The organism is Methylobacterium phyllosphaerae, assembly GCF_001936175.1.
GTDB lineage: Bacteria > Pseudomonadota > Alphaproteobacteria > Rhizobiales > Beijerinckiaceae > Methylobacterium > Methylobacterium fujisawaense.
Map to the genome: position 1 here is coordinate 937,628 of NZ_CP015367.1, position 25,026 is coordinate 962,653.

The window sequence follows — 25,026 nt, forward strand, 5'->3', positions numbered from 1 at the left end:
GGTCTTGAACAGCTCTGTGAAAGGGTAGACCATAGGTTCGCGCGAGTTAACCATAGCCAAAAATGATTCATCGCATTCTAAACAATGCCTTAACTCGGACAATGGATAGCAAAGTCAAATCAAAGCAAGTCTTAAATATTTATGTTATCCATTGCTTGCAATACGTTGATCTAATAGTTTACAATAAAATTCTCGGTGTAGAGATTTACTATTCGGATTCTTAGATCAGGTTGTCTGACCAAAAACACAAAATAAAATGTAATTCATGATCAGTATGTAATACAATATCTGCTCAATGCGACGCGATTATGAGAAAATCCATGCCTTCATCAATTGAAGTCCGTAAATCAATTCTAATACATTTACTAAAGTTGAATTATCGCATTATATCATTTTCTGCAATCATATCACTAATTGGAGGAATCAGCACTTCGGCTCTGCTGGTAGTAATAAACGAATGCATTAGATCAGGCGTAAATACGGATTATAATCTTTTGATTTATTTCGTTTTCCTTTGTGTGATAGCTTCAGTTTCTTCAGTATGCGCGGACATTAGCGTTAATTTGACTGGCCAACGCATTATTGCATCAGCACGCAGAGTGCTCGCCGCCCGGATCCTTGTTGCGCCAATTGATGCGCTGGAACGATATCGCACCTACCGGTTAATACCTGTGCTCACTCATGATATTGAAACAGTCAGCAATTCAGCTGTTGCGATATCATCCTTTGCGGTGTCGGCTACAATCTGTATTTGCGGACTGGCCTACCTATTATTTATTTCTCCTACTCTTATGATAATTGTAGTTTTTTTTCTGTTCTTTAGTGCGGCAGCGCAAATTATAGCACAATCTCGCGCCGTTGTAGAATTCAACCAAGCCAGATCGCATGAAGATCAAATTCAGAAATGTTATCGCGCCATAGCGGAAGGGGCGAAAGAGTTGCGCCTTCACCGCAAGCGCCGCTATAATATATACAACCTGAAGCTTAAACCAATTATACAAGAAATTTACGGCAAACAAATCCGTGCTGTAAACCTGTACGTGTCCGCCCGCGCGTTCAATACCATTACATATTTTTCCGTTGTTGGAATTGTGTTATTGGCGCGAGATTCGTCATGGCTAAACATAGACTTAGCAACCTCTGCTGGGTTTATAATTATATTGCTTTATTTGAGAGGGCAATTTGAACAAATAATAGGCGTCCTCCCGGTGATAGGTCGCGCTATAGTATCACTCCGACGCATTGATGATTTAGCAGAACAGTTTTCCAATCCTGAAATTGGCATTTCACATACACTAGAAAATGTTGAACCCGGCCAAAAGATGACACTTAAAAAAGACTTCGCGGTGATCGAATTACAGAAGATAAAATTTAGTTATAGTTCGGGTGAGACCAGACAACAATTTGCGGTGGGGCCGATTGATCTTGTAATCAGATCGGGGGAAATAATTTTTATAGTTGGAGAAAACGGGTCGGGCAAAACAACGTTGATTAAATTACTTCTTGCTCTTTATGCCCCAGCAGCAGGTGTCCTTTTATTGGACGGCCAAGAAGTGACAGCAGAAAGCCGAGATGATTATCGCCAAATGTTCACGACTGTCTTCTCCGACTATTACTTATTTGATGATATTGTTTCTGAAACTGTTTGCCTGCCGGAAGTAGCAACACAGTATTTACGCAGATTCGAGATTGATCACAAAATAGGCGCGGACACTCGATCGGCTTCAGAAATTGATCTGTCAACTGGCCAGAGGAAGAGACTGGCGTTATTGAAGGCATGGCTTGAAGATCGCCCAATTCTAATTTTTGATGAATGGGCGGCAGATCAAGATCCTATGTTCAGACGCGTATTTTATCAAGATTTACTTCCAGAGCTTAAGAATTCGGGGAAAACAGTTATTGCAATCTCCCATGATGATCGATATTTTGAAATTGCAGACCAAATACTGTGCCTAAAAGATGGTGTCCTCACCAATTATATATCGGTCAATGCACTTGGCTCGAATGAGCTAGTGCAGACGTCGGACTGTGAGATCGAACCGAACGGCTCGTCCAAGGGAGGGTAGATAAGCGGTGTGACGTTGATAGGAGCCGTGACTGGCGGTGCTCGGCGTGCCGCAACCCGGACATCGTCCTGCGCAGCGGCGACCGCGAGCACGTATCACAACGCCCGCCCCATGCCCGTTTTCGACGGAGAGTACCCGGCGGCCGGGAACCTCGTGCAGCCCAGCATTAAAGTCGCGTTTTAGAACCTTTTTGCTTGCTATTAGTTGTGCGGTGCTTACCCCGCCGACGTCCTCTGTCGACTGATGCGCCCGTGCCCAAAGCGACCATGCGATGACGTGGGCGGGCTGGATGCGCCCCTGCCCCAGCCGCAACGCGATGCAGCGGATCTCCTGGACTGCAATCTGAACCGCGCAGGTTCCACACGCGACCATCGCGGCGTAGGCTTCAGATCGGTGCCTCACAAGCCGCGGGCGGTAGAGCCGTTAAGGACACGACGCAACCTGTTGGATGAAGACAATGGTTCGAGTTGCCTGTAAATTCTGACTGACCATTCCATGACCGATCCAGGGCGCTCGCAGCAGTTCGGACGTGGCCAGCCCCTTGAGGCGTTGGCAGGCACGATCGAGCGTGTCACCTTCCACAGCCCCGAAACCGGCTTCTGCGTTCTTAAGGTCCAGGCGCGGGGCAAGCGCGACCTCGTACCGGTGATCGGCCACGCACCCGCGATCAGCGCTGGCGAGTCGATCACCGCGACCGGCATCTGGCGCACGGACCGCCAGCACGGCCTGCAGTTCAAGGCTGATACCCTCAAGGTCACGCCGCCTACCGGAACAGAGGGCATCGAAAAGTACCTCGCCTCGGGCCACATGCGCGGTATCGGCCCCGCCATGGCCAAGCGCATCGTCGCGGCCTTTGGGGAAGGCACGTTCGAAATCATCGAGGCCGAGCCGGGCCGCCTCACCGAAGTAGAGGGCATCGGACCCAAGCGCGCCGCCCGCATCGTCGCCGGATGGGCCGAGCAGAAGGCCGTGCGCGAGATCATGCTGTTCCTGCACGCCCACGGTGTGGGGACGGCCAGGGCAGTGCGGATCTTTAAGACCTACGGCCATGAGGCCATCGCGGTCATGACCGAGGATCCCTACCGTCTTGCCAGGGACATCCGGGGCATCGGCTTCAAGACTGCCGACGCCATCGCGATGAAGCTCGGCCTAACTAAAGAGGCGCCGCAGCGGCTGCGGGCAGGGATCTCGTTCGCCCTGCAGACTGCCACCGATGCGGGCCACTGCGCCCTGCCCGTGGCTGAGCTCGTGGCGCTGGCGGTCGAGCTTCTCGGCGTGGAGGCGCCTCTGATACGCTCGGCACTCCTCGACGTGTTGGAGACCGGCGAGGTCGTCCAGGACGTCGTCGGCGACAAGGCCTGCATCTTCCTTGCCGGCCTGCACGCCGCCGAGCGCGCCATCGCCGAGCGGCTCAGGCGCCGCGCACCGGGTATGCCGCCTTGGCCGGAGATCGACCTCACCCGGGCGCTGCCTTGGGTGGCGGAGAAGACGGGCAAGACGCTCTCGCCCTCGCAGGAGGCCGCCGTGCGTCTCGTGCTCGGTGCGAAGCTCGCGGTGGTCACTGGTGGCCCTGGCGTGGGCAAGACCTCGACACTCGATACGATCCTGCGGATCCTGCGAGCCAAGGGCGTGCGGATCCTGCTCGCCGCTCCCACGGGCCGGGCCGCCAAGCGGATGAGCGAGCAGACCGGGCTCGAGGCCAAGACCCTGCATCGCCTTCTCGAGATCGACCCTAAGCACGGTGGCTTCTCGCGCAACGAGGAGAATCCCCTCGCTTGTGACCTGCTCGTCATCGACGAGACTTCGATGGTCGACGTGCCGCTCATGAACGCGCTGACCAAGGCGGTGCCCGACCACGCGGCGTTGCTCCTCGTCGGCGATGTCGACCAGCTGCCCTCGGTTGGGCCCGGTCAGGTGCTGGCCGACGTGATCGCCTCCGGCGCTGTGCCGGTGGCCCGGCTCACAGAGGTGTTCCGACAGGCGGCGGAGAGCCGGATCGTGGTCAATGCCCACCGGATCAACGCGGGCAAGATGCCCGAGGCGGCACCGCGCGGCACCGAGAGCGACTTCCACTGGATCGAGATCAACGAACCCGAGCCGGCCGTGCAGACGCTGATCGAGGTGGTGACGCGTCGGATTCCTGCCCGGTACGGCCTCGATCCGGTCCGAGACGTACAGGTGCTCACCCCGATGCAGCGCGGAGTGCTGGGCGCGCGCAACCTCAATCACGAACTCCAGACAGTGCTGAATCCGAACCCGCCGGTCTCGGTAGAGCGGTTTGGATGGCGCTTCTCGCCCGGCGACCGGGTGATGGAGAGCCAGAACGACTACGATCGGGAGGTGTTCAACGGCGACCTAGGAACCGTGGCGCACATCGATAACGACGAGGGCGCCGTGATCGTCGAGTTTGAGGGGCGGGAAGTGATCTACCCCTACGGCGAGCTGGACACGTTGGTGCCGGCCTACGCCACCACGATCCACAAATCGCAAGGGTCGGAATACCCGGCAGTGGTAATCCCGCTGGCCATGCAACATTGGACGATGCTGGCACGCAACCTCCTCTATACGGGCGTGACCCGCGGCAAGCGTCTGGTGGTGGTGCTTGGCCAGCGCAAGGCGGTAGCCATCGCGGTCCGGGGCGGCACGATGAAGCCTCGCTGGACGAAGCTTCGAGAGTGGCTGGCGCAGCGCTCTTGAAGTTCAGACCCGTCGAACCGGGATAGCGGCTCCCCAACCCAGGCCGGTCCCGATTCGGAATGCACGGTGTAACGGCAGCGCATGCACGGACGTCGCAGTGCGTCAGGTCGCGCCGCCTCAATGACCGGAACAGCCGCCACGCCCGCGCGTCATTCAACTTCCCAAGCGTAAGCCAACCTTGAACCGCCTAGCTCCAACCGCGGCGGTTTTCGTGATCGGCGTCCCTGATCTCGTAGGGCAGAGGCGGCTGCGGCCCGTCATTGCACCTTGGCCGACTCATCGCTATTGCGTGCGGCGACGCCTACCGCTGTCCGGGCACCGATTTGGAAGGTGTGTAGGATAAAGAAGTAAGACATTCGCTATCGCCGTCGCGATCCGCGGACTAATTGACGAGGCCAACGCGATTCACGACGGCCCGACGCCCGGTCTCGCTCGCATCGCGAGGCTGAAGGCATCGCGCTTTCCGATCCAAAGCCTCTAAGATAGGAGCCTCAGCCTGCAACTGCAATGCTAGCGTTGGGTCCAATCTGCTCGCCTTGATGGGTCTAGACGTTCCTTAGGACGCTTATCGAACCGAAGCACCTCAATCCACGTCCACTGGCCACCGCGCAGATCTTCAATCCCCCGAGCATTCAAGACAGCAGCGATTTCTTTGGGGTCCGAGATACCCGACAGCCGGATCTCTTGCATCACGAAAGAAATCTTAGCGGCTCGTTCGATCCGATCTCGCCAGTACTTTTCCATGTGATAGATCCGACGCTTCGAACTGGAAACGGCCCACACTGTCTCCAATGCGGGCCGCCTCTTCGGTGCTACGATTTGTAGATCAGTACTTGCGGACCAGGGCGGCCGGGACCGGCGAGGCGGCCGGGGCCGGCGAGTACAGCGGCACGATGAACCGGATCCAGCCGTCGGTGGAGTAGTTCGCTTTGGTAGTACCGAACGCCGTCGGACGGTAGTCGCCGGTCACGACGTCGCGGGCGACGTAGGCCTGGACGGTGAAGATCTTGAAGTCGTAGCCGATCAGGCCACCGATGGCGAAGCGACCACGGTTGCCGGCTGCCAAGCTGGCCTGGCTGATGTCGAAGTTGTAGGTGCCGTAGGCGACCGGACCGATCTCGAAGTTGCCGAACTTCTTGGTCGCCGTGAGGTCGAAGTTCAGGGCGTTCGAGATATTGATTGGGCCGATGGCGGCGCCGACCGGACCGCCGAAACGGCCGGGCGAGTCGTAGATGTTGGCGGTCAGGTTGGCGGTGATGTTCCAGCCGTCACCGGTGTAGCTGCCAGCGACGCCGAAGCGGTAGGTGTTGGAGGAGAGCTGACCCAGAACCGGCGTGCCAACCACCCGACCGTTGACGACACCGCCACCGATCGAGCCGCGGTCACCGTTGAGGTCGTTCAGGTACGCGCCGCCGAGCAAGCTGACGCCAAAGTTGCTGCCGAGGTCGAACGCCCAGATGCCGCCGACGAAGGTGCCGACGTTGATCGAAATGCTCTTGTTGGGCTGGCCCGCCGGAGAGCGAGTCCAAGCGAACACGGTCGGGGGCGCCACGAGCAGCTCGACGCGGCCGCCGAACGGCACGAACGGGGTCGACCACACCAGGACCGGGATGTTGACGGCCGTGTCTGCCGTGTTCTGCACGTCGGTGCGGCGGAACGTGAACGTGTTGATCGCGTAGAGGCCTTCAGGCAGCGGCGCGCCGACCGCGAGGCCGACCTGCTCGCCGGGAACCGTGGTGGTCTGCGCCTGCGCGATCGTCGAGGTCATGCCGACCGTGAGCGCGACCGCGCCGGCCGCGAGCCAGTTCTTCATCATTGTTTCATTCCTTCCCAAGGTCTGAAGGCATCCGTCCCGCTTTCGGCACTAACCTGCCGGTCTGCTCGCCCTTGGCGGCTGCCGACTTCCATCGTGCCGAGCGCCCCCACGGAGCCCGCCCGTCTCAACGCAGGAACTATCCTACGGTTAGCGATTGATTGGTAGTCGAAACGTCGGGAGGAAGTAGCAACCTGTCGCTCCAGTGGCAGAAATGCACCAATTTTGGCGCGCTGCAACATGCCCTGATGGAATCCGGCGAGACCGACGCATCGCAGACTATAGACGCGACGCGGAAGCCGCTCCGATTGGTTACCATATTCCTAAAGAATTCGAATCTCTCGATCATCTCAGGTGATAGGGCGTTGACCTATAGGAGCCGAAGCCTGAACGTCGGGCGTGCAGCCAAGAGCTTCGGAGTGAGGCTTGGTTCGTACGCATCCGGCGAAGGCCGCTTCGGCCTCTCGCCGAGCGTCTCATGGATCACGACAGAGAGCTTCCGCCTCCCGCATGTGACTCGCACCGTCGTACCCGGGGCAACCGGTGAGTGCGCCATCCCAGATTTCCCGCGCAATGTGCAGCAGCAGAACGCAGATGAGCAGCGTCAGCAGAGCGTACGTGCCGAGCCTCGACCAGAAGTCGCCCCGCGGCAGCTGGGCCACGACACGGCTCAGCCACCGCGCGCGGAGTCGCTCGCGTTCGATATCGTGGTCGCTCTCAGGCATGGCCCGTGTCTGCGAGGGGGTAATCCGGCGCGGATTAGCCGAGCCAGCCGGTGATCGAGGCGAACAGGTAGAGGATCAGGACTAGGGCCACGCAGACGGCCACGCCTTCCGGCGGAACACCCGGCCTCATCGCAGCGCCTGGGGACGGGCGCCGAGCGAGCCGCGTCGGTCATCACCATCCGTAACGAAGTGATATCCAACGCGGGGCCGCGAGCACGCGTCCAATGAACCGAGACTGGACGCCGCGTCGGACATCACGCGGCGCCAGATCCGGCATGCCGGGCAATGGCTTCGACGAGATTGGTCATCATCGCCGGATCGGGCGTCGGGCTATATTCTCGCCGCTATTCAAAGTCGATCTCTGTATCGAATCGCGTGCGGCGACACACATGGCGCTTTACGAACCCTCGTATCGGCGATACACAAGCATCACGGCATCGAACAGAATTGCCAATTCTGTCATCTGTTGATCTTTCTCATATTTTTGGCTTGCACACCCCGTTCGGGTCGCGGTATAACCGTGACCGTTACCTCCTGCCGCAGAGCGTGAGACACGCTCCCGCAGGCGGCGCCGAACACAATTGGCAATTCTGGTCACAGCTGCACCGGCCCCGCCGCGTGCGAGGACGCGCCGCCATGACCCTCAATCCAGCCTCGACTGGACGACCCGCCGACTGCCGATCCGGACATCTCCCGCGCTCCGCGGGCTCATCCGGCATGTCGCTCCACACCGCCCAGGGCCGGCGCAAGTACCTCACCCCCGACGAACGCGCCCGCTTCATCGCCGTAGCTGGCCGTCAGCCCCCGGAAATCCTCACCCTCTGCCTCGTGCTGGCCTGGACCGGCTGTCGCGTCTCCGAGGCGCTGGCGCTTACCCACGCCGACCTCGACCGTGCCGGCGGCATCGTCAGCCTTCACAGCCTCAAGAAGCGCCGCACCGGCATCGTGCGCGACGTACCGGTGCCAGACGGCGTCATGGCCATCCTCGACCTCGTCCACGACCTCGAGCCGTCCGAGCGCAGGCTGTGGCCGATCGTGCGCAGCACCGCCTGGCAGCAGGTCAAGGCCGTGATGCGCGAGGCCGGCGTCGGCGCGTCCGCCGCCTCACCCAAGGGCTTGCGCCACGGCTTCGGCGTCCACGCCCTGCGCTCGGGCGTGCCGCTGACCCTGCTGCAGCGCTGGCTCGGCCATGCCAGCCTGTCCACCACCGCCATCTACGCCGACGTGCTCGGCGCCGAGGAACGCGAGATCGCCGCCCGCATGTGGTAGTCCCGCCCCGAGGCTGGCTGGAATGCCCGCCTCGTGAGCGATCCGGCGCGAAGCCGCAGCTGGGTGCTGCGGAATGAGGGTCCTGGAGCACCGCTTCGCGCACATCCCGCAGGAGGCCAGACGCGGCCGCGCTTGGCTCGCCGGGCTACAGCCCCTGTTCGACGGCGCGCTTCCCGCCGACGCGGTCGTGCCGGAGGACGCGCTGCTGAGCTACCATCACCTCGGCGCGATCGTCCTCGCCGTTGAGCGGGGATCGGCCCGGATCGTCGCGCGCACGCCGCAGCGCGTCGTGGCCCAGATGCTCGACCATGTCGTGCTGCGGGTCCATTCCCCCGGACCGGTTCAGGTCGAGGCGGCAGACTGGGCGGATCGAGCCGGTAGCGGCGACCTCGTGCTGTTCGACCTTGCCCAACCGGTGCGGCTCGCGATTCCGGCCGGGACCAGCGTCACCGTCGTCGTAGCCCGGCGTCGCCTCGTCGATGCGATCGCGGATGGAAGCGTGCCACGAGGGCAGGTTCTGCGCGGCCGTCGGGAGCCGTTGGTGCGGCTGCTGTCCGGCCATCTTCGCGATCTCGCCGACACGCTCGGAGCAGCCACGCCCGCACAACTCACCGAGCTGGTGCCGGCCACCCTGGCGCTGTGCCGGATCGCGGTCGCCGCAGCGGCGGGGCACGACCGGGATCAGAAATCCGATGATGGGTCCGCAGTAGCGCGAGATGGGCCCAATCCCCTGGGGTTGGCGGTGCGACGCTACATCGAGGCGCACGTGGCCACGGTCGACGTACCGGCGCTGAGAGGCCAGTTCGGCTTGTCGCGGAGCGCACTATACCATCTGTTCACCGACGCTGGCGGCGTGCACGCGTACATCCGCCGACGCCGCCTCGCCCGCGCCGCGCGTGAACTCGCCGAGCCGGGTCTCGGGCGCCGACCGAAGCTGGCCCGGCTCGCCCACGAGTGCGGCTTCTCCGGTCCGCAGGTCTTCAGCCGGGCCTTCCGGCGGCAGTTCGGCATCTCACCGATGCAGGTCGAGCCGCGGCGGGTGTCGAGCGCGGCCGGATCGTCCGAGCGTGCCTTGCTCGCTTGGTTGCGCGAGCTGTAGGGGCGACTGAGACGTCCTCGCCACGGTGGCGGGGAGCGCCGAGCCGACACCGACATGGGCGCCCACCCGATCGATGGCCGCCGCTTTCAGGCTGTCCGTGCGCCAGCGGCCTACGACTGGGTCGGGTGGCGTGGAGAGCTCCGCTTCTGCCGCTCAACACGGCAGAAGCGGACATCAGGCTGCGTGGCGTCGAGGTCCGAACCGTGACCCCCTATCGGGCGACGGTAGCTTCAACACGCCGGAGTTTTGTCTCCGTCGCGACCTCAACGAAGTAACCACCTTTTGCCTTGAAGTAGAACGTCCAGGCATCGTGATAGTCGCGCGGCGCCGGCACGTCCCAACCGTCAGCCTTGAGGCGCGCGTTCAACGCATCGACCTGCTCGCGACTTTCCTGAATGAAGCCGATATGATGGACGTCACTATCTTCAGGGTAAGTGAAGGCACCCCGCTTTTTCGCAAAATCGTTGAGGACGAGCACCATCCCACCGTCGTCCTGTAACACGGCGAGTGCTTTCCCGCGCATGACCAGCGGGCGCAGCCCAAAATAGGTCTCGAACATCGCGACGTCACCGGCGACGTCGACGCTCATGAGATTGATATGGTTGAGCTTCATGGACACACCTTTCCTGTTCATCGGAAAGGACGCACTGGTAGTCGGCCGCTGACGGCGGCCGCCATGCACGAGCGCTAGGCCACCCGGACTACCGACCGGGCCGTGGCTTCTACACGTCCGAGACTGAGCTAAGCAGAGCGCGGAAGCCCGTCAAGATCGCGTTCGATCATGGGGTTCAAACGATCGTGCGCGCTCGCTTCGGGATTGCAGGCAACGCGATCCGGGCGGCTGACTTGGCTCTCGGACGGAAATTCGGCTTCCTGACTAGCCACCTGAATAGGCGTCGGCGCCTGGCGTATGTTTTCGGACGTCCGCTGCGGAGGCCTCTATCGGCCTGTATCGGGCAAAGGCGATGCATCGGTCTGTGGACAGGCATGACCGAGTCTGGCCTCGGTGCCCGGCCCGAAGCTAGGCTCGAGCCGATCCGCCGCGGCAACCGAGAAGGTGCGCGGCCACGACGAACTGGACCGGGACCGCACAGGACGTGAGCCAGCCCCTCGAAAGCATCGCTGCCGTGCTCGAAGGCACGGGTGACTACCGCGTGCTGCGCCGGCTGCAGCCGCTGGCCGACCACCCGGGCACCCCAGACGAGCCGACGTTCATCGGTCTGGTGGTCGATGTGGAGACCACCGGCACGGACTTCGCCGCCGACGAGGTGATCGAACTCGGGATCCTGAAATTCGAGTACGGCGCCAGCGGCCGCATCTACCGGGTGCTCGAGACCCTCAACCAGCTACACGAGCCGCGGAAGCCGATCCCTGCGGAGATCACCCGGCTCACCGGCATCACCGATGCCGATGTGGCTGGCCGGCGGATCGACGACGCGGCCGTGGCACGGATCACGGCCGACGCCGCGGTGGTGATCGCGCACAACGCCAGCTTCGACCGGCAGATGTGCGAGCCGCGCTGGCCGGTGTTCCGCGATAAGAACTGGGGCTGTTCCTGCCATCAGATCCCGTGGCGGGCCGAGGGTCACGAGGGCCTGAAGCTCGGCTACCTGCTGGCCGATTGCGGGCTCTTCCACCGCGGCCACCGGGCGATCGACGATTGCCACGCCCTGCTGGCACTGCTCGCCCGGCCGCTGCAGGTCTCCGGCCAGCTGGCGCTGGCGGCGTTGCTGGCGACTGCGCGCAAGCCGACGGTGCGGCTATGGGCGCAGGGGTCTCCGATCGAGACCAAGGAACTGCTGAAGGCGCGGCGCTACCGCTGGAGCGGCCGCCGCCGCTGCTGGTACATCGACTTGGACGAGGATCAGATCGAGATCGAGCGGTCGTTCCTGATCGAGGCGATCTACCGCCGGCCGATCAGCGACCTTCCAGCCGACCGGTTCACGGCGCGGGACCGCTACTCCGCCCGGACCAATCCCGAGCAGGGCGCCTGAACGACAGAGGTCCCGCTCGGCCGATCGCCATTCGCATGAGGCCAATCCTACGGAGCGGCAGGGCGTCCCGCGGGCTCCTGAACCTCACTGCGCGCCACGAGAATGCCCGCCTCTCGACCGGCAAGAAGGTCAACTCCGCCCTCGACAACCCGGTGAACTACTTCACCGCGGCAAACCTGACCGACCGCTCGACCGCCCTGTCGGGACTGCTCGACGGTATCTCCAACGGCATCCAGACGATCCAGGCGGCATCAAAAGGCATCGACAGCATCACCAGCATCGTCAAGCAGATGCAGTCGGTGGTCGCACAGGCGCAGTCGAACGCCACGACCAACCTGCCGAAGCTCCAGGGCACCGTCGCACTCGGCACGGCCGCCGATGCGACCGCCACTGGCAAGAGCCAGCACGACGCCGCGCTGGCCAAGACGCTCGCTGGCACGGCTGCCCCCGCGAGCTCGACCGCGGGGGTATCGTCGGCATCGACACCACCAAGGCCGACACCCTGCAGCTCGCCGCCGGCAACACCGTCTACAACGTCAGCCTGACCTCCGGCACGGTCAACGACCTCGTGAACAACATCAACAAGTCCGGCATCGCCACGGCGGCGATCGACAGCCAGGGTCAGTTGCAGATCACCGGCACCGGCTCGGACACGCTGGCGGTCAACGCCGGCCTGTTGAACACGACCACCGGCGCACTCACGGCCGGTCCGACCGAATTGGCCAAGCTCACCGGCGGCGCGACGCCCTCGGCCGCCGGCGGCACCTCGGCGCAGCGCTCGGCCCTGGTCAGCCAGTTCAATGCCCTGCGTGACCAGTTCAACCAGACGGCCAAGGACGCCGGCTACAACGGCACCAACCTGCTCACCGGCGACAACCTGACCATCGCCTTCAACGAGAAGACCGGCACCGCACAGTCCAAGCTCACGGTTCAGGGCAACACGCTCACGGCCGACAGCCTCGGCCTGGGATCGTTCGTGGACTCGTCGGCGACCCAGGCCGGCGGCAACGTCGGCATCCAGAACAACGCCGATCTCGGCAAGGCCTCCGACGCGCTCACGAACGCGCTCACCTCCCTGAAGTCGCTCTCCTCGAACCTCGGCTCGAACCTCTCGACGGTGCAGAATCGTCAGGACTTCACCAAGAACATCATCGACGTGCTGAGCACGGGATCGGCCAACCTGACCAACGCCGACATGAACGAGGAGGCGGCGAACTCGCAGGCGCTGTCGACCCGGCAGTCGCTGGGCATCTCCGCCCTGTCACTAGCCAACACCGCCAACCAGGGCATCCTGCAGCTCCTACGCTAAGGCAGCCTCGGTGCGCGGCGGCCTGGCGGCCGCCGCCTCACCCATCCTGTCTCGCGTCTTGGGCGCCCGTCCTCGCCATTCGGGCCGATCAGCGTCGACTTTTGCCGAGCGTAGGACGCCACCCAGGACCCGCGCTCGTGCCCGGACCGGATGCCGGCCATCTTACCTCGAGGCGAGGGATCACAGCGGAGGGACATCGCCGGTCGGCGCCCGCGAGGAGCGACGGCGCCATCACCAGCCCACGTTTTGCTCACCGTAGAGGTGTTCGGCCATTCCGGGATTTGGATCGGTACCCGTGCCTCTGCTGAGGCGGCTTCCGCGACGAGCGTCGCGGACACATTTCCGTGGTGGTCACCGCTGACGCGATGGCATCGGCGGTGACGCAGATGGTCGCGCTATGCCGCCCGGCGGCGCAGGTCAGTGATCCGGGCATTCAGCACGGCGCGTAGCTCCTGCACCTCGACATAGGCGGCCTCGGCCTTCTCGAAGGCGGCCAGGCCGTCCTTCTGGATCTCCTGAGTGAGCGCCTCGATGCGCCGGACCGCAGTAAGGAAGCTCGGCGTCTCTGGTGAGTGGGTCTTGGTCATGGTGTGGTTCCTCGGTGTGTGATCAGTTGTATGTGACGAAGGTCGGCACGACCCGGACGAAGATCGTCCCGTCGTGGAAGTGCAGGAACAGCGGCATGTTGGACTTGAGCTCGCGATAGCGCTCGATGACGAGGCCGGTGTCGGCCGCGGTCACCAGCGCCCAGCCTGGTTCCCAAGGTGGATCGTCGCCGTCATCCCCGTCGCCGAAGTCGAGCACCTCGACGGGAGCGGCGTACGGCACGATTTCGGCCGTCGCGTTGGTCGCCACGCCCGTCGCTGCGGCGAGGTTGGCGAGCAGGCTGCGCTCGACGCCTCGATCCAGCTGCCGCAGCCGCCGTTCGGCCAGGTCGGCGAGATCGCGCAGGCCCGCGGCGAAGCCCTGCGTGGCCCACGCCAGGGCGATGCGCCCGGCCGCCTCCAGCTCTGCGAGGGCGCCGTCGAAGGCCGCGAGCGCGCGCTCGGCCCGGACGCCGGTGGCCTCGACGAGCCGGCGCACCAGCGTCGCGGCGGCCGTCGGGGTCGGTTCCGATCGGACCGCGACCGCGTCCAGGGCTGTGAGCGGCGTGCCGGCATGACCGAGCCCGGCGATCAGGTTCGGGGCCTCGGCGGCCGCGCGCACTGTCGCGTAGGCGTTGAGGGCCTGGAAGCCCTCGGCCGGACCGCCGCCTCGGCACACCAGGGTCGCCGACAGGCCGTGCTCGCGGTGCAGCTCGCCCGCTCGGGCGAACGCCTCGCCCAGCGCGCGCTCCGCCGACGGCCCCTCGAACGTCGTCCAGATCCTGTGGATCCGGATCAGGCCGATCTCCTCGAGCGGGTGCAGGACGTGCTCGACGTCGCGGCGGGCATCGCCGAACTCGGCCGCGACCAGCGCGATGCGGTGCGGATCCTCCGGCTCCGCCCAGGTCCCGGGGCCGAAGCGGCGCCCCTCGAGCCGTAGGCGCTGCAGCGTCCGCTCGCGCTCGATCTCGCCCTCGACTGGCACCGCGCCGACCGAGATCACGGCGGTGACCCTGGCCTGCACCCCGGCCCCACGCCCGTAGCGCTGGCGCAGGCTGGTCTGAAGCCTGACCACGACGGTCCTGTTCACCAGGGCCGCCGGATCGAGGCCATCGCCGATCGCATCCCGGCAGGCGGCGAAGTCGGCCGCGGCGAGCCGGACCTTGAGCCGTGGCGGCTCGGCGCTGCCGCTGGCATCGGCCTCGCCGAGCAGGAGCAGGTGGCCGTCGGACCCGAGGGGCTCGACGGTCAGGACGCTGGCCCGCACCGTGTACTCGCCGCGCAGGCGCTGGCGCAGCCAGCCGAGCAGGTCGCGCAGCTCGCGGATCTCGTCGGCGGGCCGGGCCGCCTCAGTGCCGTCCGAGCGGACGGGGGGAGGGCGGACATCGGCGGAGACCGCCGCCGGAGGGGGCGCCCCTGGTGTGGCGTTGAAGAATCTGTGGTGTCGCATGGTGTCGTTCGCTCAGGTCGGGATGGGGCGGTGGACCCGGCGGCCGTCGTGCCGGCGGCCGGATCGACGAGGGTGGCGTCAGTCGATCAGCGGCCCCTGCTTGCAGCGCGGCGACTTCGCCTTGCGCTTGGGCTTGGGGATCGCCTCGATCAGCTCGGCGATCGCGTCGAGCCGCGCCCGGTCGGCCAGCCGCAGTTCCTGCCGGAGGATGCCGGCCAGGAAGGCCAGGATCTCATCCGGGTGATCGAAACAGCGGTGGGCCAAGCCGTCGAGCAGCGTCGGCGACGACGCGCGGCGGGTGACCACCGGCACCGGTAGGACGGCGACCTGGCGCATCAGCCCGTCGTCCGACAGCTCGCGGAACGCGAATCCCAAACCCGGATCCACGACCACCATATCCAGGGAGCCCCACTCGTACTGGTCGATGGCGCAATCGAACGCGTGCCGGAGCGCGGCGACCGAGCCCAGCTGCTCGAACGCGATCGGGTGTCGGATCAGCTCGATGGCGCCCTGATCCCACCAGTGGGCGAGGGCGTCGACGAGCGGATGCTGTGCGCCGTCATCCGGCTCGATCAGGAACACCCGCCGGAGCCGGCGCGGGATCGGCAGGTCGTGCTGCCGGACCCAGAGATAGTCGGCTTCCAGGCCATCCCGGACCGCAGCGTCCTGCTCGGCCCATCCCGACAGGAAAGCGTCTCGCACGAAGCCGGCGACCCCCGCGGTGAGGTTCCCCAGCGGCTCGGCCATGACGGTGACCTTCAGCTCGTGTTCGCCGAAGATGGCACTGGGATCGAGCAGGATACCGGTCGCGTCCTGGATCTGGCGGATGAGGTCGCCGGAGAGGAAGGCGTGAAGCCGCCCGGTGCGGTCGGGATCGACGGGGTGGAGTTCTAGGACGAGGCCGTCCTTGTTCCGGCGCGGGCGCTCGACCCGTGCGCGCACGTGCAAGCCCGCCGGCTCGTGCGGGCGGTCGTGCTCGTTCGCGCCGGTGGGCGCGTCGTGATCTGTCATTTTCTGTGTCCATCATCAGGGGAAGGGGCGAAGGCGCCTCACCGACCGTCCCGCGAGCGCTGTCCGAGCGCCGCGTTCTGCCGTCCCCGTCCTCCTTGGGCTTTTGGGGCGAAGGGCCTTCGCCTGATCCAGTTTGCTTGACCCCCATCCCTCCGCTCCCGCGGCCGCAGAGGCCCGGGAGCGCGTCGTCTTCCTCTCTCTCGTCATGTCTACCGGCTGCCTGAGTCGCCGCTCATCTGAGTGATCGCTCAGCTTCGGTTGCCTCGGCCGGCGGCATGCCCCACCCGTTTGATGAGTGATCACTCATGATATCGAGGTGGCGATGGCGCGCGGACGCTCCTGGGGCTTCGATCGGGAGCAGGCCCTGGAACAGGCGATGCTGCTGTTCTGGGAGCGCGGCTATGGCGGCGCCTCGTACAAGACGCTGCTGTCGGCGATGGCCGTCCCTCATCCCCAGAGCCTGATCGCGGCGTTCGGACCGAAGGCAAAACTGTTCGAGGCCGTGCTCACCCGGTACTGGGAGCACAGTCTCAGACCCGTCCTGGTGTCTCTCGAGACCGAAGAGCCCATCGCGGCACTTGACGCCCTGCTCGATCGAACCGCCCGGTTGTTCACGGTCGCATCCTGGCTTCCCAGAGCGTTCGCGTATCGGAAGCCACAGACGCCATGGCGGACCCAGCAAGGCCCCGCGGCTCATTGGAACGGCATCGCGCGTCGCAGCGCATCAAGCCGTTCGGCTGAGGACTGGATGTCGGCGCGCTCCAGCCCGAGGTCGCGCAGCAGCCAGTCCCCTTGCTCGTTGATGCGGCTCAACGGACGGCTGTGGGCAGCCGCAAAGCCTCTGGCCCAGCGGGCAATCCGCCTAAGCAGTCCAGCCGCATGATCGCCGAATACGGAGCGTCGGACTGCCGTGACCTCAATCTCGACGAACGCGTCTGCGCGGGCGAGCGCGGCGGCAACGAGGACAGTCACTGCGGCCGGCGCGTTCGAAGCCCAGCGAGTCTGCCGAACCTGCTCGAGGGTGCAGAGATCGTCGGTTCGCGTCAGGATGAACGTCGCCTTCCTCACGTCGGCCAGCACCATCCCGGCAGCGGCCAGCAGCGCCTCCACGTTGGCCATCGCCTGTCCAAGCTGCTCGGCGAACTCGGCGCGCATCCCCCCGTCGGGAGCGACTCCGATCTGGCCAGATACGAACAGGGTTCGCCCAAAAGGGGCTTCGCGGGCGTGGGCGTAGATGGTGCGGGCTTGATCCGACACCGCCCAAACGGTCGGGGGATTGAGGGTCGTCACGGCTGTTCGCCTTTGTTGCACCCCGTGCCCCGAAGATCGGGCTCCACTGCGCGGGGCAGGTAAAGCCCCGGGCGCGCTCACGGCCGCGAGGCTCGGAGACGCGATCTTGTGTGGGTGCAAGCGAGCGGCGAAGACCGCTCAAGCTGGCCGGAGGCTACAGGCCCCCGTCACGCCGACCGCATCGGGCGGGGCGTTTCCATCGGACGACCATGGTCGGACGGAGGCTGTACATAAGGTCACGCTAGCGTAGAGCGTGAAACAAGGCAATCGTCAGTCACGATCCCCGGGGAGGGCTGGATCCCTCATCGGCTCGAAGAAGACATCGGGCAAGTCCGCCGCTGATCCACGCGAGCTCGCCGCTGTGACGCGGGTCCAGAGGCAAGGGCCGCGGGGCCTGTCGCGAACCCAAACGGCTCTTCGTTCGCGGGTCGTTAGCCATGCCCGCTCAGCTTGCCGCTCCGTCCCCGGAGCCGGCCCATGATCCTGTCCGCTATCGCCGCCACGCTCAAGCGGCGCGCCAGGACCAACTTCCGGGGCCGGCACTACGAGGCTGCGCTCATCGTCCAGGCGGTCTCCTGGTACCTGCGCTACCCGCTGAGCTACCGCGACATAGAGGAGTTGTTCCTGGAACGCGGCATGGAGGTGGACCACTCCACCTTGAACCGCTGTGTTCTGGCTTACGCACCGCTGGTGGAAAAGCGGCTGCGCCAGTTCCGTCGGCCACATTGCGGATCGGTCCGGGTCGACGAGACTTACATCCGGATCCGCGGCCAGTGGCGCTACCTCTATCGCACCGTCGACAAGCATGGGCAGACGGTCGACTTCCTGCTCGCCGCCAACCGGGATCTCGATGCGGCCAAGCGGTTCTTCCGCAAGATGCTGAAGGATCAGCCGCTACTCGCCCCAGATCGGATCGGCACGGATGGGGCTGGTCCGTACCCGCCGGCCATCGCCGAGAGCCGCGAAACGGGCCTGCTACCCCGCATGCCGATCCACTACGTGACCAAGCACCTGCAGCAGGGCATCGAGAGCGACCACTTCCGAGTGAAACGGGCGATGCCAAGGATCGGCGGGTTCCGGTCCTTCAACACGGCACGGCGGACGGTCTGCGGCTTTGAGGTCATGCTGTGGCTGCGCAAAGGCTTCGGCTTTGCCGGCGCGTGAACCGTCCGGGAGCAGAACCAGTTGCTGGCCCACTGCTTTGGCCTTCCCATCGCGAACAAAGCGTGAAAGCGGGACGGTAGAAGCTCTTCTATGTCCCGCAGCCGAGTTTGCGCCAGACCCCCCGCGGCGCCCGGCACGCTGTTCCGCGGCTGTTATATCAGCGAGACCGGTTCGCGGGATCGACCCTCGCAAGCCGGCGTTAGCACCCCAGCGCTGCCTTCGCCTCGCGCGCCCCCCGCGTAATCAGGGGGCGCTGATGCGGGGAGGGGGCCGGCTACGTCCCGTCGCCGGTCCGCCACCACGCGCGGATTGCCTGGTAGCATCGGCGTCCGCAGTGGAAGAGTTCCACGACGGCGATGGTGGGGATGATGATCAGCGCGAGCTGCGCGAGGTGGCTGCCGCCGAGCGGCAGCCACGCCAAGTGGGGAAACAGCTCGTGCAGGCAGCCGAGCAGGAGATCGATGGGCAGGACGAGTTCGATGGCGAGGGTAAGGCGGGCGCTTTCGGCGGTGTGCATGGCAATGAACTCCCAGGGACACGATAGTGTGGGCGGACAAAGCCACGAGAAATACGATCTGACGATCTAATTATTCGACCGATAAAGTATAGTTATCCCGCTAAGATATGTACGGCATTTCTCGATCCCAGATATGATCGGCATTACTCTAGCCAAGACATAATCGGAGCTGCTCAACCCCAGATATGACCGACATTGCTCGAGTCCAGATATGACCGACATCGCTCGAGTCCAGATATGACCGGCATTGCTTGAGTTCAGATATGATCGGCGTTGCTCAAATTCATACATAGCCGGCAGTGCCGTTGGTGCGTTAGCCTCCGCGCCTGCCCAGTCTGTCGGAGCTTCATGCCCATGAACGACGACCGAAACCAGCCTGGTTCACCTTCGCCGAGGACGGTGGCCGCGCTTGGTGCGTCCATCTCGCACTTCGCGATGCGCGAACGGTACCGGGACTACGTGATCGAGAATGTGATCCCCCTCTGTCGATCGTCGGAGGAGTGCGACGCCCTCGGCAAGAACCACCACGACACGCTGCTGGGCAGCGAGTTCCACCACCTAATGCTGATCATCTGGAAAGAGTCGCCCTTCGTAACGGCGGCGGAATTGGCGGCCCTGGGCTCGAGCAAGGTCTTCCGCGACATTCCGTTCAACTGCCACAGCCTGGGCCTTTACCTCGTTGACGACACGACGACGGTGAGCGCAGCGACCCAGCAGGTACGAAAGCACGTGGCGATCGCGATGGCCTACCAGCTGGTGCAGCAAGAGCAGCAAGGCCGGTCGCTCGAGTTGCGCGCCACGCAGCATCTCAACGACCTGTTCCTGGCTATCGGCTCCGCTCCGGCCAGAGACCGCACCGCGCAGGTGCCCAATCACTCCCCCGTCGTCATCGCCAAGCCCTAGGAGATACCTCCATGCAGACCGATCTGATCACGCCGGGTGGTGTCCCGGCGTCAGCGGCGTTTGTGCAGTCGCGGGACGTGGTCGTGGCACCGGTCGCCGTGGCCGTAGAGGCTCACATCGCCAGCCCGCCGCCGGCCGTTCTTGCCGAAGACGGCCCGTCACACATCGCCGCCGCCATGGCCCTCTCGAGAAGGCTGGTGGGCGAGCTGCGTAGCTATGTCAGCGGCTGCCAGGCCTACAACGTCGACCGCCCTTGGATCCTCTCCGAGTGCACGATCCTGGTCGCGTCGTTGCTGACGCTCGACTTGGAAAAGCGCCTCTGCCGCAGCCCGGCGGGGTGGGCGCGATTGGTCAGGTTTGGCCGCATCCAGCCGGTACTGCTACCAATCTCAACCGATCTCTGCGAGCGACGTGTTTCGGCTACTCAGGGCCTATGCCTGCTCACATCGGCCGGCGGCCACCTGATGGAACACGGCACAGTGGAAATCTACGGCGCCGATGACTTGGTAGCGCCGGTGCCTGACCGGGAAGCTGTGCGTCGCCTGCTGGGATTACTGCCGGCTACCGTTCCATTCCCACCCTATCTCACAGAGCTTTTCTATCGAGCGACATGCGCTTTGGAGCGGCATTCTGTTCAGGGGGCAGATTTGCTTGATCATCCAAAAGTATTAAATCAAGCCCTTTGTCCCAAGAACGTTTCACGGTGCGTTAATCATGATCATGGCTCGAACGGTGATTATTTTGACTGGAGCCATGGGCAGGATTACTCTAGGGATATGGGCGACCGATGCAAAACCGCCAGAAACTCGCGTGGCAGGCACGCCTTCAAAATCACGGATGGTGTAAGGCTAAAGGTTACGCCGGTCCGATCGCCGATCTCCTGGACACGCCTAAACGATATTCTAGTTGGTCGTGGACCGTCACAGGCAAAATCTATCAATAGTTTGATTGATGTGGGGTCCAAGCCCAAGAGCCCACTCTCCAGGCGCAAGATGATGGAGGTCCTCATGGGCAGGTTGCCGACACCAGGAGACGTTGATTAACGGCATCTGGTCGGGCCTTAAGCCGGACCCCGTTTAATGTCGCAGCCGCCTGCTGGGCGGTTGCAACGAACCAAGCCCAGTCTCGCCATCATCGGCGGGGCTGGGCCCATCTGCGTTCCGGAAGCACGAGGCTCAGCGCCCAATCGCCTATCTTCTCACTGCGCTCGGCGTCACCTTGAGCGGCGCGGCGTGCGTGAACTGCTGAGAAGGGACATATGGCGAAGCTTCGCGACGAAGGGCGTGCGTGGAATATGGTCGGCGGCGACGACTTTATGGCCGTTCCGACCTACATGCTTCTGAACGGATCGGAGCGCGATCAAGAACTTGCGAGAGAGATCCTGCGGCTCACCCGCGAGCTTCGCGTGGTTCTCGGTCAATTCGCGATGTATCGGAGCCTAACGAGCGATCGGGAGTTCGGTGAGGCCTGTGATAATAGTTCCGCGGTAGACGTTTTACGCGTACTTGTCGGAGCGTTACTGCGAACGATCGTCGTATCAATAACCGCGATCTTCGATACAGATCCGCAGACGAGCAATATCAAGAAAATTATCAAGCAGGCCATCGATAAACGAGGGCTAGAGTTTCTAGGCAAGATGCACGCCAGCAAAGGAAACACGCCAGCTTTCGAGCGGTCGCTGGGGCGTCTGACCGATTACCGCCGCCGACTGAACAAGGGCGAGCTTCATCAAACGATAGCCCGCTTGATGCACGTCCGGAATACAGTGGTCGCCCACTTCGACGCGAACCCGATGGCGGCGCCTGGAGGTCGAAGAGCGGTTGTGAGCGATGTCAGGAACGCGGTTGCCGCCGCGACTATCATCGTCGGCGAGGCGAACGTCTTGATCTTGGGTCGGGCCGTGGCGTTCCCGCCATTGCGAGAGCTGCTGAGAGAGGAAGCGGGAGGTCTCAAATCGACGCTGATGCGGGGCCTTCATTCGGAGGCGCCCGATCGGCGATCGGCAGCGCTTCCATCAGGCGAACCCGCGGACGCCATAACCGGGCCTGTTGCCCATGAAATGGCGGACGGTGGAGTGGCGCCCCGGCCGGCGAATGCTCTAGCTTAGCGCCATGTCCAACGATCTCGTTCCGACTGACGACGAACACGCGGTCCACCCGGCGGAAGTTGTGCCCGCCGAAAACAAGGCCATGCGTGAAGATGGTCAAGCTGCTGGCGCCCCATCTAAGCGCCAGCCAGCTTTGTACTGGCGCCAACTAGAACAATTAAAGGCCGCGAGCATATGCATCCGGCTTTATAGAAATCGCCTTGCTTGGCAGGTCAGGCTTGTGGAAATCATAAAAGTTGTTGCCTCGAGCGGCGGAATAGCAGGATGGGCTGTATTTACTCAATATCCCCTAATATGGTCCGGCATTATTGCTTCCGCCCAGCTTTTGGATGCCCTGAAAAATGTATTCCCGTTTGCTAGAAATCATAAATCCGCCAGCGACCTAACAGTTGCTTTTGAGTTGTTGTGGATAGACGCGGAAGAAGAGTGGGAAAACATTTATCTTGGGCGGCTGTCTGAGGACGCCATCATTAAACGCCGCACAAGGCTCCGTAAACTCCAGCTTGAAGCCGAGCGGAAATATTTCCCAGAGGGTTTCAATCCAAGCGACGGCCTAGTAAGATTGGCAACCGAAGAAGCGAACACCTATTTTAAGCTCACGTACCCTGGGACGGAGGACGCTTCCGAATGACCACGCGCAATCCGCAATCCCCGCCGCCGCCGCGGCCTTCCTCGACACAGGAAATCGCTGGCCGGAGCATATTTCCGACGTTCGCCGTGAACGTGCCAATGCCAAGCGGAACGTCGGCGCCGAGCTCATCCGCTCCCGCGCAGCCGTCATCCGGCAGTTCTTCGGCTCAGCAGGGGCGCCGGCCTTGATCAAGCGGGGAAATCCCTTACGCCCAGGAGGCTTACCGAGCGGGAGGGGGTTCCCTCTCGGTGAGGGAAGGAAGATCGGCGCATCTATCTTTCCCACCTTCGAGGTTCGGTCGACGATGCCGCAACAGCGCACTAAAAGCGCCGCGCCGACAAAATCCGCTGGGTCAAGCAATGCGTCTGGTAGCGCTGCCCCGACCGGGCAGGCGGGGCAGTCCAACAAGGACGGCACATGACCCAGAACAAGCCGCCGAAGCCGACTGGCACACGCCACGTCATCGGCGACAGCATATTCCCGCCCTTCCCGGTCAAATCGCCGGTGCCCACAGGTACGGCTGCGCCCGGTTCGAAGCCGAGTACATCGCAGACGACCGCTAGCGGCAGTGGGAAAAAGAAGCTGAACGAGTGAGGGGCGCCCTCTGCGCAATCAAGGGACGCTGATCGGGGGGAGCGAGCCATGTCCCTTTGCCGGCCTGCTCCACGAACGCGGGATGACTGCCAAAACTCAGCGCGCCCGGTGCCGGTCGCAGGCCGCACCATCCCGATTGAGCACAGTTCGATCATGGCTGGTCCGTGCCCACCGGCCATCGCCGAGAGCCGCGAGGCGGGTCTGCTACCCTGCATGCCGACCCACTACGTGACCAAGCACCTGCACCAGGGCATCGAGAGCGACCACTTCCGAGTGAGACGGGCGATGCCAAGGATCGGCGGGTTCCAGTCCTTCAACACGGCACGGCGGACGGTCTGCGGCTTCGAGGCCATGCTGTGGCTGCGCAAAGGCTTCAGCTTTGCCGGCGCGTGGACCGTCCGGGAGCAGAACCAGCTGCTGGCCCACTGCTTTGGACTTCCCACCGCGAACAAAGCGTGAAAGCGGGACGGTAGAAGCTCTCTCCCGTGTATATCAGTCCATCTTGGCTGCCGTCGCATGGGGTGCCACCAACTCGCGGCGCACGACCCAGACCCGCATGGGCTTGCCGGCGATACGCTCCGGCCGTCTGCGGCAACCGAACGGATCCTTGATCAGGAATCCCGCCTCGGCGAGCGCGTCGGTAGCCAAGTTCGGGGCGCGTACTTCGCGCTGTATTTGAGATCACCCGTTGCCGATGTCGTGGCCGCCTACTTCTTGCGTGGCATCGGTGAACCAAGGCCAGGGCACGAAGTCACCGGCAGCGAAAGGCATTGCGGCTTGGTTCGCTGCCGCGATTGCCACGGTCACCGCGCAGAGCGGAGTGCCCGATGGATCCTTCCCGAAGCTCGTCATGGTGCCCTGGACCTGAGCGATGCCGTGGCCGAACTGCGTGAGGTCGACGTACTCACCCCGTATGACTGACGGGAAGGGCGTGTCGGCGAAGAGCGGTTGGAAGAGGGGCTGGGCCCGCAAGTGGGGCACGAAGGCGAGAGCGTAGCGCATCGGGTTCTCCATGGTGGTGCAGACACAACGTGTCTCTGTTTGGCGACGAATGCCACATAAATTTATTGGCAGACGATACTCTAGAGACTGAGCGCTGCATTCACCCTTTGATCTGCAGCCTAACACAGTAGATCCGGACGGTGCGAGTGTCGACATGCTCCACCCGATAGCGCTCGTTCGCGAATTCCATCATCAGGATCGCGGTCGGAGCCTCAACCCCCTCGGGCTCCAGAAACTCAACGCCAGCTTCCTCAAAGGCACGCCGAACGACCGTAAGCGTTGCAGCATTGGCCGTACGAAGCTGTTCCGTGAGCAGGTCTCCTCCGTGGGACGCCGCACCCAGCTCGAGGCCGCCATCGATTTCTGCCGCGAGGGCGACGCCCTCGTCGTCACCAAGCTCGATCGCCTCGCCCGTTCGGTCACCCACCTCGGCACCATTATCACCGCGCTCGAAGCCAAGGGGATCGCCCTGCGGATCCTGAACCTCGGCGTCGATAGCGCCACCCCGACCGGGCGCCTGATGCTCAACGTCCTGGGCGGCGTCGCGCAGTTCGAGCGCGAGATCATGCTGGAGCGCCAGCGGGAGGGCATCGCCAAGGCGAAGGTGGCTGGCCGCTATAAAGGCCGCAAGCCGACGGTGCGGGCTCGGCAGGCCGAGATCGAGGCCCTGGCGGCGGAGGGGCTCAGCATGGCGGCGATCGCCGCGCGCCTTGGCATCGGCAAGGGCAGCGTTCACAGAGCCGTCGGCAAGCCACGGCCGGTGGAAGCCGACCCGTCGCGCTGATGGCTGCTGGCCGACGA

General features: G+C 63.5%; 24 protein-coding genes and 2 pseudogenes. 15 read left to right on the forward strand and 11 right to left on the reverse strand.

Annotation, left to right across the window (positions count from 1 at the left end; translation table 11 throughout):
* Positions 1 to 320: 320 nt before the first annotated feature.
* Entirely contained in the window at positions 321 to 2,066 is a 1,746-nt protein-coding gene (locus MCBMB27_RS04085) for a cyclic peptide export ABC transporter (protein ID WP_158498443.1), read from the forward strand.
* Here the strand turns inward: MCBMB27_RS04085 and MCBMB27_RS31080 are convergent.
* Positions 2,010 to 2,438, reverse strand: coding sequence for a transposase family protein (locus tag MCBMB27_RS31080; protein WP_083683373.1), 429 nt, complete (start codon positions 2,436 to 2,438; stop codon positions 2,010 to 2,012). The two genes, MCBMB27_RS04085 and MCBMB27_RS31080, sit on opposite strands and share 57 nt — an antisense overlap.
* A 123-nt stretch (positions 2,439 to 2,561) precedes the next feature.
* On the opposite strand from MCBMB27_RS31080, the gene recD2 reads away from it, so the two are divergent.
* Positions 2,562 to 4,763 carry an SF1B family DNA helicase RecD2 gene (gene recD2 / locus MCBMB27_RS04090; protein ID WP_043756370.1) on the forward strand — a complete coding sequence of 734 codons (2,202 nt, stop codon included), beginning with the start codon at positions 2,562 to 2,564 and terminating at the stop codon, positions 4,761 to 4,763.
* 826 nt (positions 4,764 to 5,589) lie between these two features.
* Here recD2 and MCBMB27_RS04095 read toward each other — a convergent pair.
* Both MCBMB27_RS04095 and MCBMB27_RS04100 read right to left on the reverse strand, forming a co-directional pair.
* On the reverse strand, positions 5,590 to 6,579 hold the full coding sequence (locus tag MCBMB27_RS04095; protein ID WP_043756372.1) for a transporter family protein: 990 nt from the start codon (positions 6,577 to 6,579) through the stop codon (positions 5,590 to 5,592).
* A gap of 473 nt (positions 6,580 to 7,052) precedes the next feature.
* Positions 7,053 to 7,301 (reverse strand): hypothetical protein, encoded by a 249-nt coding sequence (locus MCBMB27_RS04100; protein ID WP_043756374.1) that lies wholly within the window; start codon positions 7,299 to 7,301, stop codon positions 7,053 to 7,055.
* Between the two features lie 717 nt (positions 7,302 to 8,018).
* On the opposite strand from MCBMB27_RS04100, the gene MCBMB27_RS04105 reads away from it, so the two are divergent.
* Complete coding sequence (locus tag MCBMB27_RS04105; RefSeq protein WP_043756376.1) at positions 8,019 to 8,570, forward strand: tyrosine-type recombinase/integrase; 552 nt, start codon at positions 8,019 to 8,021, stop codon at positions 8,568 to 8,570.
* A gap of 73 nt (positions 8,571 to 8,643) precedes the next feature.
* The gene (locus tag MCBMB27_RS04110) at positions 8,644 to 9,669 is read left to right on the forward strand and encodes an AraC family transcriptional regulator (RefSeq protein WP_043756378.1); all 1,026 of its coding nucleotides are present in this window, start codon (positions 8,644 to 8,646) and stop codon (positions 9,667 to 9,669) included.
* 211 nt (positions 9,670 to 9,880) lie between these two features.
* Here the strand turns inward: MCBMB27_RS04110 and MCBMB27_RS04115 are convergent, their stop codons facing one another.
* Positions 9,881 to 10,282 (reverse strand): VOC family protein, encoded by a 402-nt coding sequence (locus MCBMB27_RS04115; protein ID WP_043756379.1) that lies wholly within the window; start codon positions 10,280 to 10,282, stop codon positions 9,881 to 9,883.
* Between the two features lie 484 nt (positions 10,283 to 10,766).
* On the opposite strand from MCBMB27_RS04115, the gene MCBMB27_RS04120 reads away from it, so the two are divergent.
* The 3 genes from MCBMB27_RS04120 to MCBMB27_RS30490 are packed head-to-tail and all read left to right on the forward strand — an operon-like array spanning position 10,767 to position 12,972.
* A complete protein-coding gene (locus MCBMB27_RS04120) occupies positions 10,767 to 11,663 on the forward strand; it encodes a 3'-5' exonuclease (protein WP_043756381.1) in 897 nt (298 codons plus the stop codon).
* A 35-nt stretch (positions 11,664 to 11,698) separates the two neighbouring features.
* Positions 11,699 to 12,208 carry a flagellin N-terminal helical domain-containing protein gene (locus MCBMB27_RS30485; protein WP_052083578.1) on the forward strand — a complete coding sequence of 170 codons (510 nt, stop codon included), beginning with the start codon at positions 11,699 to 11,701 and terminating at the stop codon, positions 12,206 to 12,208.
* A gap of 23 nt (positions 12,209 to 12,231) precedes the next feature.
* The gene (locus MCBMB27_RS30490; protein ID WP_052083579.1) at positions 12,232 to 12,972 is read left to right on the forward strand and encodes a flagellin; all 741 of its coding nucleotides are present in this window, start codon (positions 12,232 to 12,234) and stop codon (positions 12,970 to 12,972) included.
* A gap of 395 nt (positions 12,973 to 13,367) precedes the next feature.
* Here the strand turns inward: MCBMB27_RS30490 and MCBMB27_RS04135 are convergent, their stop codons facing one another.
* The 4 genes from MCBMB27_RS04135 to MCBMB27_RS04150 all read right to left on the reverse strand — a co-directional run bounded on the left by MCBMB27_RS04135 (position 13,368) and on the right by MCBMB27_RS04150 (position 17,307).
* Complete coding sequence (locus MCBMB27_RS04135; protein WP_043756382.1) at positions 13,368 to 13,559, reverse strand: hypothetical protein; 192 nt, start codon at positions 13,557 to 13,559, stop codon at positions 13,368 to 13,370.
* Positions 13,560 to 13,581: 22 nt separating this feature from the next.
* Entirely contained in the window at positions 13,582 to 15,006 is a 1,425-nt protein-coding gene (locus tag MCBMB27_RS04140; protein WP_043756384.1) for an exodeoxyribonuclease VII large subunit, read from the reverse strand.
* Positions 15,007 to 15,084: 78 nt separating this feature from the next.
* Positions 15,085 to 16,017, reverse strand: a complete 933-nt coding sequence (locus MCBMB27_RS04145) for a hypothetical protein (protein WP_043756386.1) — start codon at positions 16,015 to 16,017, stop codon at positions 15,085 to 15,087.
* A 693-nt stretch (positions 16,018 to 16,710) separates the two neighbouring features.
* Positions 16,711 to 17,307 (reverse strand): RidA family protein, encoded by a 597-nt coding sequence (locus tag MCBMB27_RS04150; protein ID WP_075379929.1) that lies wholly within the window; start codon positions 17,305 to 17,307, stop codon positions 16,711 to 16,713.
* 477 nt (positions 17,308 to 17,784) lie between these two features.
* Here MCBMB27_RS04150 and MCBMB27_RS04155 point away from each other — a divergent pair.
* Positions 17,785 to 18,537, forward strand: a pseudogene (locus MCBMB27_RS04155) (IS6 family transposase).
* A gap of 208 nt (positions 18,538 to 18,745) precedes the next feature.
* On the opposite strand, the gene MCBMB27_RS04160 reads toward MCBMB27_RS04155, so the two are convergent.
* Positions 18,746 to 18,988 (reverse strand): hypothetical protein, encoded by a 243-nt coding sequence (locus tag MCBMB27_RS04160; protein ID WP_043756389.1) that lies wholly within the window; start codon positions 18,986 to 18,988, stop codon positions 18,746 to 18,748.
* A gap of 354 nt (positions 18,989 to 19,342) precedes the next feature.
* Here MCBMB27_RS04160 and MCBMB27_RS04165 point away from each other — a divergent pair, with 354 nt between their 5' ends.
* From MCBMB27_RS04165 to MCBMB27_RS04170, 6 genes and pseudogenes are all read left to right on the forward strand, one after another.
* Positions 19,343 to 19,891 carry a hypothetical protein gene (locus tag MCBMB27_RS04165; protein WP_139231705.1) on the forward strand — a complete coding sequence of 183 codons (549 nt, stop codon included), beginning with the start codon at positions 19,343 to 19,345 and terminating at the stop codon, positions 19,889 to 19,891.
* 11 nt (positions 19,892 to 19,902) lie between these two features.
* Positions 19,903 to 20,934, forward strand: a complete 1,032-nt coding sequence (locus MCBMB27_RS29415) for a hypothetical protein (RefSeq protein ID WP_139231706.1) — start codon at positions 19,903 to 19,905, stop codon at positions 20,932 to 20,934.
* Between the two features lie 215 nt (positions 20,935 to 21,149).
* On the forward strand, positions 21,150 to 21,998 hold the full coding sequence (locus MCBMB27_RS29420) for an AbiU2 domain-containing protein (RefSeq protein ID WP_139231707.1): 849 nt from the start codon (positions 21,150 to 21,152) through the stop codon (positions 21,996 to 21,998).
* 4 nt (positions 21,999 to 22,002) lie between these two features.
* Positions 22,003 to 22,629, forward strand: coding sequence for a hypothetical protein (locus MCBMB27_RS29425; protein WP_139231708.1), 627 nt, complete (start codon positions 22,003 to 22,005; stop codon positions 22,627 to 22,629).
* 417 nt (positions 22,630 to 23,046) lie between these two features.
* Positions 23,047 to 23,223, forward strand: a complete 177-nt coding sequence (locus MCBMB27_RS29430) for a hypothetical protein (RefSeq protein WP_158498444.1) — start codon at positions 23,047 to 23,049, stop codon at positions 23,221 to 23,223.
* Positions 23,224 to 23,379: 156 nt separating this feature from the next.
* Positions 23,380 to 23,682 (forward strand): annotated as a pseudogene (locus MCBMB27_RS04170) (DDE-type integrase/transposase/recombinase); the annotation flags it as partial.
* Between the two features lie 33 nt (positions 23,683 to 23,715).
* Here the strand turns inward: MCBMB27_RS04170 and MCBMB27_RS29435 are convergent.
* Positions 23,716 to 23,871, reverse strand: coding sequence for a hypothetical protein (locus MCBMB27_RS29435; protein WP_158498445.1), 156 nt, complete (start codon positions 23,869 to 23,871; stop codon positions 23,716 to 23,718).
* Between the two features lie 33 nt (positions 23,872 to 23,904).
* Positions 23,905 to 24,225: a hypothetical protein gene (locus MCBMB27_RS04175; RefSeq protein ID WP_043756393.1), complete on the reverse strand. Its 321-nt coding sequence runs from the start codon at positions 24,223 to 24,225 to the stop codon at positions 23,905 to 23,907.
* A 154-nt stretch (positions 24,226 to 24,379) separates the two neighbouring features.
* Between MCBMB27_RS04175 and MCBMB27_RS04180 the strand changes: the two genes are divergently transcribed.
* Positions 24,380 to 25,009 (forward strand): recombinase family protein, encoded by a 630-nt coding sequence (locus tag MCBMB27_RS04180; RefSeq protein WP_236952893.1) that lies wholly within the window; start codon positions 24,380 to 24,382, stop codon positions 25,007 to 25,009.
* The last annotated feature ends 17 nt before the right edge of the window (positions 25,010 to 25,026 follow it).